A 13486-nucleotide genomic window follows, 5' to 3' on the forward strand; every position below is an offset into this window, starting at 1 on the left:
TTGCGGTACCTTTCATTACAGCGCCTCTCGTTACCGCACCAGCCACGCGATGCGTGACAGGCATCAGCCCACTCCCACGAGTTTGAGCACTTCCGGCGGCGGACCATCGAAACTGGCCAATGGCACGTTGCCGACGTAGCCCAGGTACTGCCGGCCTTGCGGCGATGTGCAGAATCCGCCGATGGTCAGGTCACGGTAACGGGCGAAGAATTCCGCGGCCTGTTTGAACTCGGCGCGTGCCTTGGGCAGGTAACAGATGTCGTCGCAGATCGCGCTCCGCTGGCTCGCGCTCGATCCGCTGAAACTGCGCGAAAAGCGCTGCTCCGCCTGCTCATCCAGCCATTCGAACCCGGCCAGGATCACCTCGCGATCGGCGGTCTGTTGCGGATACGGCGCGCTGACCCATTCGTTGATGAAATCGACTACGCCGACTGCGACTGCGCCTGGCCCATCCGTATCGGCGGGGACGATCAGGTCGCACAGCGCGGTGGCGGTGCGCCGCTGTTGTTCGTCCAGCGTCAGCGGCCAGACCGAGCCCGGTCCATAGACCTTGAGCAGGTCCGGGTCGGTGCCGTAGCCCACGCCCGAAGGCAGCTTGGGCGACGGCTCGGAACTGCAGCCGGCCAGATGCATCATCGGCAACGCGGCCGCGCTCAACATCCATTTCAGCGAAGTGCGGCGGTCCATCAAAGCTCCTTGCGGCGCATGCGCGCCAGCATGTGGTCGGAGGCGCGCCAGGCCAGCGCCATGATCGTCAGCGTCGGGTTCTTGTCGGCATTGGACGCGAAGACTGCACCGTCGGTGATGTAGAGATTGTCAACGTCCCAGGTGCGGCACCACCGGTCCGTGACCGAGGTCTTCGGATCGGCGCCCATGATCGCGCCGCCCAGCTCGTGGATGATATAGCCGCCTGGTTTGATCGCCTTGGCGCCGTCGGTTTCGACCTTGCCCTGCACGCGCCCGCCCATCGACTCGATGATGTCGGCGAAGGTGCGTTGCATGTGCGCAGCCTGGCGGGTTTCATGCTCGGACCACTGCCAGTGGAAGCGCAGCACCGGGATGCCCCACTTGTCCTTCACCTGCGGGTCGATCTCGCAGTACGAATTCTCGTTCGGAATCATCTCGCCGCGGCCGGCGAAGCCGACGAAAGAACCATAGTAGCGACGCACGTCCTGCTTGAACTTCTGGCCGTAGCTGCCGCCTGTGAGCCATTCGAGCCCGGCGCCGGTATGCATCTCGGGCATGCGCCGGCCGCCGCCGAACTCGATGTGGTAGCCGCGCGCGAAACCGAGCTTGCCGGCCAGTTGCTCCTGGTAGAGCCACCACGGCGAATACATGTGGCCGCCGTCGGCGCCATCCTCGTTGTGCAACGGCAGGTTCTCCAGCAACGGTATCTGCCCGTTTAGGCTGGTACCGACGGTGTCCATCAGATAACGGCCGACCTTGCCGCTGGAATTGGCCAGCCCATCGGGAAATGAGCTGGATCTGGAGTTGAGCAGGATCCGCGCCGATTCGCAGGCGCTGGCCGCCAGCACCACAACGCGCGCGGAAGCTGCGAATTCCTTGCCGCTGGTCCTGTCGATGAAGCGCACGCCATCGGCCTTGCCGTTCGCGCCCAGCACCACTTCGCGCACCATGGCATCGCAGACGATGTCCAGGCGGCCGGTCGCCAACGCCGGCGGCAGGTGCACGGTGGTGGACTGGTAGTTGGCCCCGGTCGAGCAGCCGCGACCGCAAGGCGTCGCCCACCAGCAGGCCGCGCGGCGCAGCATCGACTCGCGCAGGATGCGCTGCGCCTCCGGGTTGCCCGGATGCAGCTTGGCCGGCAGGTTGTCCGCATCCAGGCGCCGGGTCAGCACCGCGCGGTGGCCGGCGATCACCGGCACGCCCAGGCGCCCGGCGCGCTGCTTTACCAGCAGGTCGCTGACCTTGGGCCTGGGCGGGGGCAGCAATACGCCGGGAGACGAATCGGGCGTGTTTTCCAGGCCGTCGTTGTCGCCGTACACGCCGATCAGCATCTCGACCTTGTCGTAGTACGGCGCCACATCGGTATAGTCGATCGGCCAGTCGAAGCCCAGGCCGTCGCGGCTGTAGGGCTTGAAGTCGTAGGCGCCGTTGCGCAGCGAGATCCGGCCCCAGTGATTGGTGCGGCCGCCCAGCATGCGCGCGCGCCACCAGTCGAACCGGCCTGCACTGTCCTCCCGTGCATTGACGTAGGGTTCGCCGGGTACCTGCCAGCCGCCGTCGATGGTGGCGTCGTAGAAACCGAATGCCTTTTCCGGTGTCGAGGTGCCGCGCAGCGGCGCCTGGTCCGGAGTCTGGAACATCGGCGTTTCGGTTTCCGGCGTGTAGTTGCGCCCGGCTTCGAGCATCAGCACCCGGGCGCCTTCCATGCACAGCGTGTAGGCGGTCTGGCCTCCGGCTGCGCCGGAGCCCACCACGATCGCGTCATAGGTTTGTTTGATGGCGCCCGCAGTCAGGAAAGGCACGGCATGACCTCGGCGCGCGTCATGGTTTCAAACGGCTCAGGTAATCGAAACTCAGCTTCGCGCTTTCCAGCGGCGGCCGCTCGAAATTCTCCTGCTCCACGAAATAATGCCGGATGCGCTGCAGATCCATGGCCGCGAACAGTTTCGGCCAGTCCACGCGGCCGCTGCCGACCTCGGTGGTTTGGGTATCGACGCGGTCGACACCCGTTTTCGCGTCCTTGCGCACGTCCTTGATGTGCAAGGAGGAAATACGGTCCGCATGGCGAGTGAGCAGCTGCAGCGGATCGGCGCCTGCGGCGGTAACCCAGCCGATGTCGAGCTCCATCGTCACCAGCTCCGCATCGGTGAGCCGCAACAATTCGTCGTAGGCCACCACGCCGTCGTAGGAGCGGAATTCCATGTTGTGGTTGTGGTAGCCGCAGGTGATGCCCGCCTTGCGGGTGAGCTCGCCCATGCGGTTGAGCTGCTCGGCGTTCCATTTCCAGTCGTCCAGGGTCATGCCGGCGGCGAGCGCGTTGCCGTCCTTGAAACGCTCGTCCACGGTCGATGGAAACGAGATCACGAGGTACTGCGAGCCGATCGCCTTTGCGTAGTCGATGCGCTGCTGCAGGTCTTTCTGTGCGTCGGCCATGCCGCAGTGCATGCTGGGCGCAGTCAGGCCGTTGTCCGCCAGCATGGCGCGCACCTGCGCGGTGGTCGCTTTTGGTATGCCCGCGAACTCGACCTCGCCATACCCGATCGCATTGACCGCCTTCAGCGTGGCCGGCAGGTCCTTCGCGACCTCGTCGCGGAGCGTCCACAGTTGAAGTCCGATCGGCTTGTTCAGAGGACCCAGGCGCGGTCGCGCGGCATTCATGGCAAAAGCATCGAGGGAAGTCATCGCGGTAAGCGCCAGTGAGCTGCGTTGGAGAAATGCACGTCGAGTCAACATCGTGTTTCCCTGCCCATTCAAAAAACATATAGGTCGATATACATCCAGTAATGTTGCGTTGCGACAACTTCATCGCACCGCCCATTGTTTGACGCTCGTCTTGATTGGCGTTGCGATGTTACATACTTTTCGCGGTAGAGTCCTATCGAGCTAGCTCGAGGAAACGAAAGTATGGCGGCTGGGAACAGTTCCTTTGATGCGATCGTGGTCGGTACCGGTATCAGCGGCGGATGGGCCGCGAAAGAGCTGACCGAAAAAGGATTGAAAACACTGGTGCTCGATCGCGGGCGCATGGTGGAACATGGCGACTATCCCACCGCGAACCTGCAGCTCTGGGAGCTGCCCTATGGCGGCCGTCCCACCCAAGAGGATAGCGACAGGCAATCGGTCGCCGAACGCGGCGGCGTGCTCTCGCAAGCGACCAAGCACTGGTTCGTCAACGATAGGGAGCATCCCTATATCGAGAAGAAACCTTTCGCCTGGGTGCGCGGTTATCACGTCGGTGGCCGTTCCATCATGTGGGGCCGGCAGTCGTACCGCTGGAGCCCGATGGACTTCGAGGCGAACGCGAAAGACGGCGTTGGCGTGGACTGGCCCATCCGCTACGAGGAACTCGCGCCGTGGTACGACCGCGTGGAGAGCTTCATCGGCGTGAGCGGCCAGGCCGAAGGCTACGAGCAACTGCCGGACGGCAAATTCCTGCCGCCGATGGAGTTGAATTGCGTCGAGCTGCACCTGAAGCAGGCGCTTGCCGACAAAATGGGTCGCGCGCTCACCATCGGCAGGACCGCGAATCTCACCGCGCCGCTCGCGCACAGCCCGCAGCGCGGCACCTGCCAGTACCGCAATCTGTGCTGGCGCGGCTGTCCGTTCGGGGCTTACTTCAGCAGCAACTCCAGCACGCTTCCTGCGGCGGAGAAAACCGGAAACATGACGCTGCGGCCCAATTCGATCGTCTACGAGCTCATCCATGACGCGAAGAACGACAGAGCCAGCGGCGTGCGCGTGCTGGATGCGGAAACCAACGAGCAGCTGGAATTCCACGCCAAGGTGATCTTCCTGTGCGCGTCCACGTTCGGTTCCACGCAGATCCTGATGAATTCCGTCTCCAGTAGGTTTCCCGACGGTTTCGGCAACGACAGCGGCGAGCTCGGCTGCAACATCATGGATCATCACCTGGGCGCCGGCGCCTCGGCGGTTGCCGAAGGCTTCGACGACAAGTACTACTCCGGTCAGCGGCCCAACGGCATCTACATTCCGCGTTTCGTCAATATCGGCAAGGACAAGCGCGACTACCTGCGCGGTTTCGGCTATCAGGGCGGTGCCGGGCGTTCGGGATGGACCCGACTGCTTGAAGATTCCACGCTGGGCGCAGACCTGAAAACGAAGGCCGCGGAGCCTGGGCCGTGGCACATGGGGCTGACCGGTTTCGGCGAAACCCTTCCCTATCACGACAATCACGTCACCCTCGATCGCACCCGCAAGGACAAGCATGGGCTTCCGGTGCTGGCGTTCGATGCGGCGCTGCGCGAGAACGAACTGAAGATGCGCCAGGACATGGCGGCCGAAGCCGCGACGATGCTGGAAGCGGCGGGATTCAAGAATGTCCACGAGTACGACGGCGGCGATGTACTGGGCATAGGCATCCATGAGATGGGTACCGCGCGCATGGGCCGGGATCCGGAAACCTCCGTGCTCAATGCCTGGAACCAGGTGCATGCCTGCAAGAACGTATATGTCACCGATGGTTCCTGCATGACGTCTTCGGCCTGCCAGAACCCATCGCTCACCTACATGGCGTTGACCGCGCGCGCCGCGGACCACGCCGTCCAGGAACTGAAGCGGATGAACCTATGAAGACCGATATCAACCGCCGCGAGGCGATACGCCGGGTCGCCTTGCTGATGGGCGGCGCCGTTTCGGCGCCGGCCATCCTTGGCGTGCTCGCCGGCTGCTCGGCCGAGCCGGACACGGAGGCCGAATGGAAGCCGACCTTCCTCACCCAGGCGCAGGCCGCGTTGGTGGCGGAAGTCGCCGAGATCATGATCCCCCGCACGGATACGCCGGGCGCGAAGGATGTCGGTATTCCGGCTTTCATCGACAAGATGTTGAAGGACGTCTACCCGAAGGATGAGCAGGCCCGCTTCGTCGCCGGACTCGCGGACTTCGAAACCCAGGCCAAGCGCGAACACGGGCGCGCCTTCGTTGAGCTGGAACCGGCGCTGCGCGCGGCGCTGGTGAAACAGGCGCATGACCCGGCCGTCGAGGTGGAGCGTGAGGCCACCCAGCCCGTCGCCGAGCGGGGCCGTCCTTTCATCCTCATGACGAAAGAACTGACGCTGCTCGGTTACTTCACTTCCGAACCCGGCGCCACACAGGTATTGCAGTACCGCCCGGTCCCAGGTGCGTATCACGCGTGCGTTCCGCTGAAGCAGGCGGGGAAAGGCAAGACCTGGGCCACCGAGACGAGCTATCGATTCTGATTCGTTCAACGGGGCGAAAGCGACTAACGCGGTAGCCCCACCTCTCAACCAGGACCGACGGATGAATTCGCATCCCAGACTCATCGCGCGCTCGCGCCGTTGCTTTCTCCTTTTCGCCGCACTGTTCGGGGGCGCGGCGGTGGCAGGCACCCCTGCCGGGAAAGAGGAATGGATAGCGTTGTTCAACGGCCGCGATCTAGACGGATGGACACCGAAGATCACCGGCCACGCGCTTGGGGACAACTTCGCAAACACGTTCCGTGTCGAAGACGGGCTGCTCAAGGTACGCTACGACCAGTACGAATCCTTCGGCAACAAGTTCGGCCACCTGTTCTACAAGGACCCGTTTTCCTACTATCGCCTGGTAGTGGAATACCGCTTCGTCGGCGAGCAGGCGCCGCATGGCCCAGGAAGCTGGGCCTTGCGCAACAGCGGCGCGATGCTGCATTCGCCGCATCCACGCACGATGGGGCGCGACCAGGACTTCCCCATTTCCATCGAGGTGCAGTTCCTTGGAGGCCTGGGCGACGGCAAGGCACGCTCGACGATGAACCTGTGCACGCCGGGCACGGAGGTCGTGTATCAGGGCTCGATCTATCCCGAGCATTGCCTCAACTCCGCTTCGAAGACCTTCGACGGCGACCAGTGGGTCCGCGCTGAAGTACTGGTCCTGGGTAGCGGGCAGATCACCCATTTCGTCAATGGCGAGGAAGTGCTCGAGTACGCATTGCCGCAGTTCGGCGGCGGCGGCGTGTCGGATTTCGACCCAGCGGCCAAACCCGACGGGCAACTGATCGAAGGCGGCTATATCTCGTTGCAGAGCGAATCGCACCCGATCGACATCCGCAAGGTGGAACTGCTCAACCTTGCCGGCTGCATGGACCGAAGCGCAGGCAACTACAAGCGCTACTACGTCAAGTCCGTGCCTGAAAGCTGTGTGTATGCGAAAGGCGCGAAGCCGGAAAAATAGCACCGGCGTTATTCGTGCGCCGCTGCTCCGCAGCGGCTGCCACAAGTTCGTTACCCGGAATCGCAGCCGGCGCTTGGGATCGAGGGAAGGTCCGTGGCGACCACAAACGCCCTTGGAACCGGAGGGCGCCAAAGTAGCCAAGGAGGGCACAGAACTATCCGCGGGCACAGCGATGAAGGGTTTTGAGCCTGGATATTGTCTTCCAGGACTTGAATATCTCTAAGCAGCGCTGAACTGATGCAAGGCGAGCCATTCGCGTGGAGAAGAGCCGGTCCTTCTACGGAAGGCACGCGAAAGCGCCGGCGTGTCGGCGAATCCTAGACTTAGCGCGACCTGCTTCACCGATCGCCCCTCGCGCAGAAGAGAAGTGGCGACATTGAGCTTCCAATCCAGCGAATAGGCCGCCGGCGTCGTTCCGGTGGCCGCCTTGAACGCCGCCGCGAACGCGCTTCTCGACATCCCGGCGTTCGCGGCCATGCGCTCAAGCGTCCAATCCACGTCAGGCGCCTCATGCAAAGCAATGAGCGCTTTGGCCAGCCGTGGATCCGACAGGGCCACCATCATTCCTTGCGATACATGCGCCTCGTTCGGATGGTCGATGATCCAGCGCAAGAGCTGGATCAACACCACTTCGAACAACCGATTGACAAGGAGCTTGGAACCGCACCGCACTTGGTCCGACTCAGCGAACAACAGATCCAACGCCGCCCCCAGTCCGTCGATTCTCGCCAGTGGCAGCGTGATGACGTCAGGCAGGGACTGGACAATCGGATTTCTCGCGCCGCCGTCGAAATCCAGCGTAGCGCAGGTGAAATCCGAGCCCTTGATCGGCGGGTTGATGAATTCGTGGTGCACGGCCCTCGGGAAAAAAAGCAGCGTGGGCTCAGACAGACGGGTGCGTGCCAGTCGAGAACCATCCCGATGAAGCATCTCCATCTCGCCACGCCGCAACACGTGCAGGAATCCCCGGCCGGGCCTCGCATCAAAGACCTGGTGACCGCAAAGAGGGCCTGCATGGAAGAGCGAAGCCTGCACCCGGAATCGCTCCAATACCGGTGTGAGGCGGTCGATCAAGGGGGCGGCAGCCTCAGTAACGCTGCCGGCAGGATTGGACGAAATGCCATCTATTAGCGACATAAAACCACCAAACGTCCCGATCTGGTTCCTATTATGGCTTCAACCGCCCACCCCGGACGGTCTCTCAACAGGAAATACCTCTCATGTCCCGTGTACCCCTCATCAACCCGGAAGACACCGCCAATGAACGTCAGGTCCTCTTGGGCCAGATACATTCGGCCTTCGGCGCTACCCCCAACATGTTCCGCGCTGTCGCCAACTCCACCGCTGCCCTGAAGAGCATGTGGGGTTCGTTCGGGGCGCTGGGCAACGGTGTCGTTCCGGCCAAGCTCGGCGAACAAATTGCCGTTGCCATCGCCAACCGCAACTCTTGCGATTACTGCCTGGCAGCGCATACCGCCTTGGGTCGCAAAGCAGGCGCGAGCAGCCAGGAGATGGCCGCCGCACAGGCTGGCGAGTCCGAAGATCCGAGGACGGCAGCCGCGCTGCACTTCGTCCTGCGCGTGGTCGAAGGTCGTGGTCAGATCGAAGACGCCGACGTCCAGCAGTTGCGAGCCGCCGGCTACAACGACGAGGAGATCGTCGAAATCCTGGCACACGTGGCCCTGAACCTTTTCACGAACTACATCAACGTCGCCTTGGCGGTGCCGGTCGATTTTCCCGGCGTCAAGCTGCGTTGACACGGGCGCTTCGGATGCTGGCCGGGAAACGCACCCGGCCAGCGCACGCCAGCAGGTTCTCTGTCTTCCAAAGCAGGTCCATACTCAATGAACGCAGAGATTCATCATATGAGCCAGATTTATGTACCTATCGACTGCGAATTCCACGATGTTCTGGAAGCAGTCGCAGTGCGTCGGCGCGTCGTCTCCATCACGTACCTGGAAGAATCGGGACAGCGGAGAACGGTGGAATCGCGTATCGCCGATATTTACGCGAAGGACGCCATGGAGTTCATGCGCCTCGACGATGATTCCGTCATCCGCTTGGATCTGGTTGTCGATGTGGATGGAGTGGATCGCAGCGCCTTCTCGAAGACATGCGCCATCCCTGCGCGACCGGGCTTATCACCCGACTCACAGCAATAAGGCAACACGCCGATGCGCCTTTCACTGGCGGGCGGTCCGTGCGCGTCTTCCACCCTTGCGTTGCGTAGTCGCGCGACTTTGCGCGAACTCCGGGAAGGTCTCCGCTATCGAGTCCGCATCCGGCAAGATGTAGAACACCCCGCCCCGCTCGAACGTCGGACGGATGATCTGCTCGTAGAACTCGGGCGAGACGTTGATGCAGCCATGAGTGATGCGGTTGTCGTCCGGCGAAGGCGATGCAAGGCGTTCGGCGCGTCTCTCGGCCGGGACGCCAGTAGCGGTAGGGTGGATGGAGACCGCGGAATCGTAGTCCACCCACAGCACGCGCCCAGCGTCGATCGACGGACCGAAACCGCCCACAAAGCGACCCGCAGGCGTCGTGCGATCCCGGCCCGGAATCTCGCGAAGCGCGTAACCGGCGACGCCGGGGGCCGTATGATCGCCGATCGCCGAGCCAAAGAGCCCAGGCGCCGCGCCGCGAAGCCGGCCGTCGCCGCCGAACACCAGGATCTGTGCGGCGGCCTTGTCTATGACTGCGAACGGATAGCCTTGGCTGTCCTTGGCGGCGACAACCCAGCCCGCGAGCTCAATCACCGTGTCGGAGACCTCTTGGCCTGGCGGAAGCTGGTCGAAGGCGGCGACCGGTTGTGCGGGGGCATGCTCGGCGCTGGCCGCGCCGAAGCTGGCGAACGCCAGCGCCAGCGTCAGCGCACCAAAAACGGCCCAGATCGCTGGGTGTGTGCACGTACGGATGGGACGATTCCTTAGAACTTAAGACTGGGTGAAGAGAAAGAGACCGGTGGCCAGCAAAGGCCACCGGTCACGTTCAGGCTGGTCGTCGCGAATTGTGCAAGAACGATTAACCGCGCGGCACGCGGCGCGGTGCCGTTTCGAGCTTCTGGACGCGGCTTTCTATTTGATCCAGCCGTTGGTTGGCCTGCTGCGCGGACTGATTGGCCGATTCGGCGCTCTGGGCCGCGCCCTGCACCTTCGTGTCGAGTTGATCGAGGCGTGAGTTGATCCCTGCAAACTCGTCTTTATAGGTGGCGCAGGCGGAAAGGCTCAGGGCGACGATAGCCACGCCGAGCGCACGCGCCGTCGTCAGATGTTGCTTGGTCAGAAACATTCCAATCTCTCCTTCATCTTGGGAGTTGGGAATATAGCGGTCTTTTGGCCGGAGTCATGACCCGCCTTCAGCTGGAATTGGGATACGTAGATGGATTGTGAAGATGTGGCAACCAGTAAGAGTTACGGCTTGAATCCATCAGTCGCCATGGGAACTCGCAGCATTTGATCGACTATCACAACCTTGTCCGCAATCACCGGTCTCCACCCAAGGTGAACAGTAGACCTTAATAAACGACCCGTTTTGCACCGACCGATCTTCAGAGACCTCTTCGACTCCTCCCAATTCATCAGCAAGGAAAGCTATACCGGCCCCTCCAATGCGTCCAGGCGGTCGACATAGTCTCTCCCGGCATCACTACTGCACGGCGCGCAATGTCCGCTTCGGGTCGGAAGCAGACGCTCGCTACGACCAACCTATCCGTTCGGAAGCAATCGGCGCTTGGCGACGAGTTCACGACCGCTTCCAGTCGATCCCGATCAGACCGAGAATTTGCGTCGCCCCCGCTCGACCGACATGCGGTGAACGCCCGCCAGGGCCGTGCTGTGCGACTTCGTCGTTCGCATGAACAGCCACTCGCCTGCGACACGCTGCGGAGTGATGTCGATCATCATGTAGCCGCGTTGGCTGGTGTCGGCCCAAACCAGCTCGGGATTCGCGGCGACAAAGGCGCCGGCGACGTCCCTGGGATCCGCCGCCAACTGTCCTTCCATGCCATTGGAAGTAACGCTATGGCCGGCGAATTCGATACCGGCCGGTTGCCCATCTTCCGCCAGCGAATACGCCCAGGCATTGTGGCTGTCGCCCGACAGCATCACCAGATCCGCATCCGCGTGCTGGGCCGCCCGCAGCAGGCGCGAACGGGCCGCGGGATAGCCGTCCCAGCGATCCATCCACATCGGCAGGCCGAGTTTGGAAGCGCGCACGTCTTTCTTGAACTTGTCCACGGCCCGCTCGCCCGCTTCAGGGCGGACCCAGCCCGGCATCGCTTCCGGCATCAAAGTACGCCCGATGATCGTTCCCATGCCGACCATCTGCCAGGCGGAAGCGGGCGCGTTGCGCTTCAACTCGTGCGCCAGCCAGGATTCCTGTTCCGAGCCGAGCATGGTCGCCGTGGGATCGCGCCAAGCGCCATCGCGGAAGTTGCGCAGCGCCGCTTCCGGATCGCCGGCCTGGTGCGCCCGGGCCAGCTCCGCCGACGCCGGTCGCGTGCGCGCCAGAAGGCGCGATTCGGTGCGGTACAGCGTGGCGAGCGTACCGATGGAGTAGGCCTTCCACGGTTCTTCCGATACAGGCATCCACTCGCGGTAGGCCTGCATCGCGGCCGCGCGGCGGGTATTCCAATCCCCTTCGGACTGCGGTTGGTGATTCTGCGCACCGCCCTCCCAACTGTCGTTGGTGATTTCGTGGTCGTCCCACAGCGCGACCATCGGGGCCATCTGATGGAGCTTCTGCAGATCCGGATCGGCACGGTAGCAGGCGAAGCGCAGGCGATAGTCGATCAAGCTGATCATCTCGTGGTCGTGCGCGGGCATGACTTCCCGGCCTGCGACCCGATCCTTGTCCTTGTACGAAGCGATGCCGTATTCGTAAAGGTAATCGCCTACGTGCAACCACAGATCCAGATCATCGCGCGCCGCTGCGTGGGCGTAGGCATTGAACCAGCCCATCGGCAGGTTGGAGCAGGAAAACAAGCCCAGCCCGAAGCGGTCGACGTCGCCGACCGGCAGCGTCTTGGTGCGCCCGACCGGAGATTTGCCGCCATCTGGCGCAATGAACCGATACCAGTAGCTCGTGCCGGGTTGCAGACCCTCCATCGTCAGCTTGGCCGTCCAATCGCGGTACGCACCGGTGCGCACGCTGCCGATTGAAACCACACGCGTGAAATCGCGGTCGAGCGCTACCTCCGCATCCAGGCGGACTTCGTCGACGCTCGCAGCCGGTGCGTAGCGTGTCCACAGCAGCATGGAGTCGGAACCCGGCTCGCCACTGGCGACGTTGTGGGTGAAACCCCTGGCTCCCAGCACTTCGGCGGAAAGGCTGCGGCCGACAGGGAGCATCAACGCCCCCAGGCCAAGCGCGCCGCCGACGACAAGACGCCGGCGTTCGATGTTCACCGTCATGGCATTTCCTCTTCTTTCACGGGAACCAGTGGCTGTTGCGCATCCCCCGTCCATCGCATCAAAGTGAGGTCGGAGGTTTGCGCGCCCTTGTCGCCCGAGCTCGCAGAGAGATAGAACAATCCCCGGCCCACAGGCTGGAAACCCACATCGGATTTCTGATTCCAACCGCGTACGCCGGTGGCAGGGTCCTTCAACCCGTCATCGGCCAGTTCGAGCCGCAGGCCTTGCTCCCAGCCACCGCCACCGGCACTTGGCACGCCGATCAGGTCGCCCATCACCGGTTGCGTGCGCGCCTCGACCGCGAACAACCGGTAGTTGGGGAAGGACTTTTTCTTGCCCCGGTAGACGCCCATGAACCACCGCTGCGACGTTTCGTCGTAGGAAAGGTTCTGCACGCCGTAGCTGGTGTTGCCGGTACGGACGAAATACTTCCCTTGCAGCGCAGTCGGGCCGCTGCGGTGCGGTTCCGCCTCGGTCAGCGGCCTGGCGTACTCGGCCCAATCGCCGATGTCGTACTGAAGAAGCACTTGGTGGTCGTTGTCGGCGCGCGTGGTGTCGCCGTAGATGCCATAGGCAACGGTGAGGTAGCGCGGACCATCGGCATGGCCGAAGGCAGGGCCAAAACCGATGCCGTCGATTCCGGAGCATCCGTAGCGGTGGTCCCGCGTACCGGTTGCGTTTCCATCGAGTTTTCCGTCGCCGTCCATGTCGGCGGCGTAGTCCTTGACCACTTCCGGAAGATAGACGGCGCGCAGAATCTCCGTCCCGCTCGCTTCGATGCCGACGCGGTCGATCCGCTTCGCGTCGATCACGGCAATGTAGAAGGCCTCGTCCTCTTTGTATTCGAGCGAGCCGTAAACTTTCCCATCGACCGGATTGAAATCGAGGTCGCCCAGGTGACCGGTCCAACCGACGAGCGTACCGATGAGCCTGCCGCTGAAGTCGTATTTCGCCAGCAGATTGGTGAATGAGTAATAGATATAGCCGCCCTCCGTATCCACGGCGATACCTTGCACGTGACCGGAAGGCCAGGCGCCGCCGTTCTGTTCGAGCGGCAGGCGGACCGATGGCGCTGCGGCGGCGGACTTGGCGGCCGCCGCGAAGATAGAGGAGAACAGAGTCGCGGCGACGCAGATCACGGACAGCGCGCGGCGTGCGGAACGCCTGCCGCTTGGCAGGTAGCGATGCGGAATGGTCATGGT

The 13486-nt window shown here is 62.9% G+C and carries 13 protein-coding genes; 5 read left to right on the forward strand and 8 right to left on the reverse strand.

What is annotated here, in order from left to right:
• Positions 1–63: 63 nt before the first annotated feature.
• Genes CSC73_RS04145 through CSC73_RS04155 form a run of 3 tightly spaced genes read right to left on the reverse strand, consistent with a single transcriptional unit; the run spans position 64 to position 3345 of the window.
• A complete protein-coding gene (locus tag CSC73_RS04145) occupies positions 64–687 on the reverse strand; it encodes a gluconate 2-dehydrogenase subunit 3 family protein (protein ID WP_163839154.1) in 624 nt (207 codons plus the stop codon).
• A complete protein-coding gene (locus CSC73_RS04150; RefSeq protein WP_163839155.1) occupies positions 687–2489 on the reverse strand; it encodes a GMC family oxidoreductase in 1803 nt (600 codons plus the stop codon). Before CSC73_RS04150 ends, CSC73_RS04145 begins: the two co-directional genes overlap by 1 nt.
• 19 nt (positions 2490–2508) lie before the next feature.
• Positions 2509–3345: a sugar phosphate isomerase/epimerase family protein gene (locus CSC73_RS04155; protein ID WP_163839156.1), complete on the reverse strand. Its 837-nt coding sequence runs from the start codon at positions 3343–3345 to the stop codon at positions 2509–2511.
• Positions 3346–3591: 246 nt separating this feature from the next.
• Here CSC73_RS04155 and CSC73_RS04160 point away from each other — a divergent pair, with 246 nt between their 5' ends.
• The 3 genes from CSC73_RS04160 (at position 3592) to CSC73_RS04170 (ending at position 6873) form a co-directional block, all read left to right on the forward strand.
• On the forward strand, positions 3592–5277 hold the full coding sequence (locus tag CSC73_RS04160; RefSeq protein ID WP_163839157.1) for a GMC oxidoreductase: 1686 nt from the start codon (positions 3592–3594) through the stop codon (positions 5275–5277).
• Entirely contained in the window at positions 5274–5903 is a 630-nt protein-coding gene (locus tag CSC73_RS04165) for a gluconate 2-dehydrogenase subunit 3 family protein (RefSeq protein ID WP_246197335.1), read from the forward strand. Before CSC73_RS04160 ends, CSC73_RS04165 begins: the two co-directional genes overlap by 4 nt.
• A gap of 61 nt (positions 5904–5964) precedes the next feature.
• Positions 5965–6873, forward strand: coding sequence for a 3-keto-disaccharide hydrolase (locus CSC73_RS04170; RefSeq protein ID WP_163839158.1), 909 nt, complete (start codon positions 5965–5967; stop codon positions 6871–6873).
• 219 nt (positions 6874–7092) lie between these two features.
• Here CSC73_RS04170 and CSC73_RS04175 read toward each other — a convergent pair whose 3' ends face one another.
• Entirely contained in the window at positions 7093–8010 is a 918-nt protein-coding gene (locus tag CSC73_RS04175; RefSeq protein ID WP_170299050.1) for an AraC family transcriptional regulator, read from the reverse strand.
• Between the two features lie 83 nt (positions 8011–8093).
• On the opposite strand from CSC73_RS04175, the gene CSC73_RS04180 reads away from it, so the two are divergent.
• On the forward strand, positions 8094–8630 hold the full coding sequence (locus CSC73_RS04180; RefSeq protein ID WP_163839159.1) for a carboxymuconolactone decarboxylase family protein: 537 nt from the start codon (positions 8094–8096) through the stop codon (positions 8628–8630).
• Positions 8631–8738: 108 nt separating this feature from the next.
• The gene (locus tag CSC73_RS04185; protein ID WP_163839160.1) at positions 8739–9035 is read left to right on the forward strand and encodes a hypothetical protein; all 297 of its coding nucleotides are present in this window, start codon (positions 8739–8741) and stop codon (positions 9033–9035) included.
• 21 nt (positions 9036–9056) lie between these two features.
• Here CSC73_RS04185 and CSC73_RS04190 read toward each other — a convergent pair whose 3' ends face one another.
• The 4 genes from CSC73_RS04190 to CSC73_RS04205 form a co-directional block, all read right to left on the reverse strand.
• Positions 9057–9737, reverse strand: a complete 681-nt coding sequence (locus CSC73_RS04190) for a L,D-transpeptidase (protein WP_163839346.1) — start codon at positions 9735–9737, stop codon at positions 9057–9059.
• Between the two features lie 157 nt (positions 9738–9894).
• On the reverse strand, positions 9895–10161 hold the full coding sequence (locus CSC73_RS04195) for a hypothetical protein (protein WP_163839161.1): 267 nt from the start codon (positions 10159–10161) through the stop codon (positions 9895–9897).
• 479 nt (positions 10162–10640) lie between these two features.
• Positions 10641–12284, reverse strand: a complete 1644-nt coding sequence (locus CSC73_RS04200; RefSeq protein ID WP_163839162.1) for an alkaline phosphatase D family protein — start codon at positions 12282–12284, stop codon at positions 10641–10643.
• Positions 12281–13483, reverse strand: a complete 1203-nt coding sequence (locus tag CSC73_RS04205; RefSeq protein ID WP_246197337.1) for a hypothetical protein — start codon at positions 13481–13483, stop codon at positions 12281–12283. Before CSC73_RS04205 ends, CSC73_RS04200 begins: the two co-directional genes overlap by 4 nt.
• Between the last annotated feature and the right edge of the window lie 3 nt (positions 13484–13486).

The sequence above is a fragment of the Pseudoxanthomonas sacheonensis genome (assembly GCF_010093305.1).
Classification (GTDB): Bacteria; Pseudomonadota; Gammaproteobacteria; order Xanthomonadales; family Xanthomonadaceae; genus Pseudoxanthomonas_A; species Pseudoxanthomonas_A sacheonensis.

Bases quoted from the DNA above. Each gene is read 5' to 3' on its own strand.
- CSC73_RS04160 (WP_163839157.1), top strand. From the start codon at position 3,592: ATGGCGGCTGGGAACAGTTCCTTTGATGCGATCGTGGTCGGTACCGGT.
- CSC73_RS04170 (WP_163839158.1), top strand. From the start codon at position 5,965: ATGAATTCGCATCCCAGACTCATCGCGCGCTCGCGCCGTTGCTTTCTC.
- CSC73_RS04205 (WP_246197337.1), bottom strand. From the start codon at position 13,483: ATGACCATTCCGCATCGCTACCTGCCAAGCGGCAGGCGTTCCGCACGC.
- CSC73_RS04180 (WP_163839159.1), top strand. From the start codon at position 8,094: ATGTCCCGTGTACCCCTCATCAACCCGGAAGACACCGCCAATGAACGT.
- CSC73_RS04185 (WP_163839160.1), top strand. From the start codon at position 8,739: ATGAGCCAGATTTATGTACCTATCGACTGCGAATTCCACGATGTTCTG.
- CSC73_RS04155 (WP_163839156.1), bottom strand. From the start codon at position 3,345: ATGAATGCCGCGCGACCGCGCCTGGGTCCTCTGAACAAGCCGATCGGA.
- CSC73_RS04145 (WP_163839154.1), bottom strand. From the start codon at position 687: ATGGACCGCCGCACTTCGCTGAAATGGATGTTGAGCGCGGCCGCGTTG.
- CSC73_RS04195 (WP_163839161.1), bottom strand. From the start codon at position 10,161: ATGTTTCTGACCAAGCAACATCTGACGACGGCGCGTGCGCTCGGCGTG.
- CSC73_RS04165 (WP_246197335.1), top strand. From the start codon at position 5,274: ATGAAGACCGATATCAACCGCCGCGAGGCGATACGCCGGGTCGCCTTG.
- CSC73_RS04175 (WP_170299050.1), bottom strand. From the start codon at position 8,010: ATGTCGCTAATAGATGGCATTTCGTCCAATCCTGCCGGCAGCGTTACT.
- CSC73_RS04200 (WP_163839162.1), bottom strand. From the start codon at position 12,284: ATGACGGTGAACATCGAACGCCGGCGTCTTGTCGTCGGCGGCGCGCTT.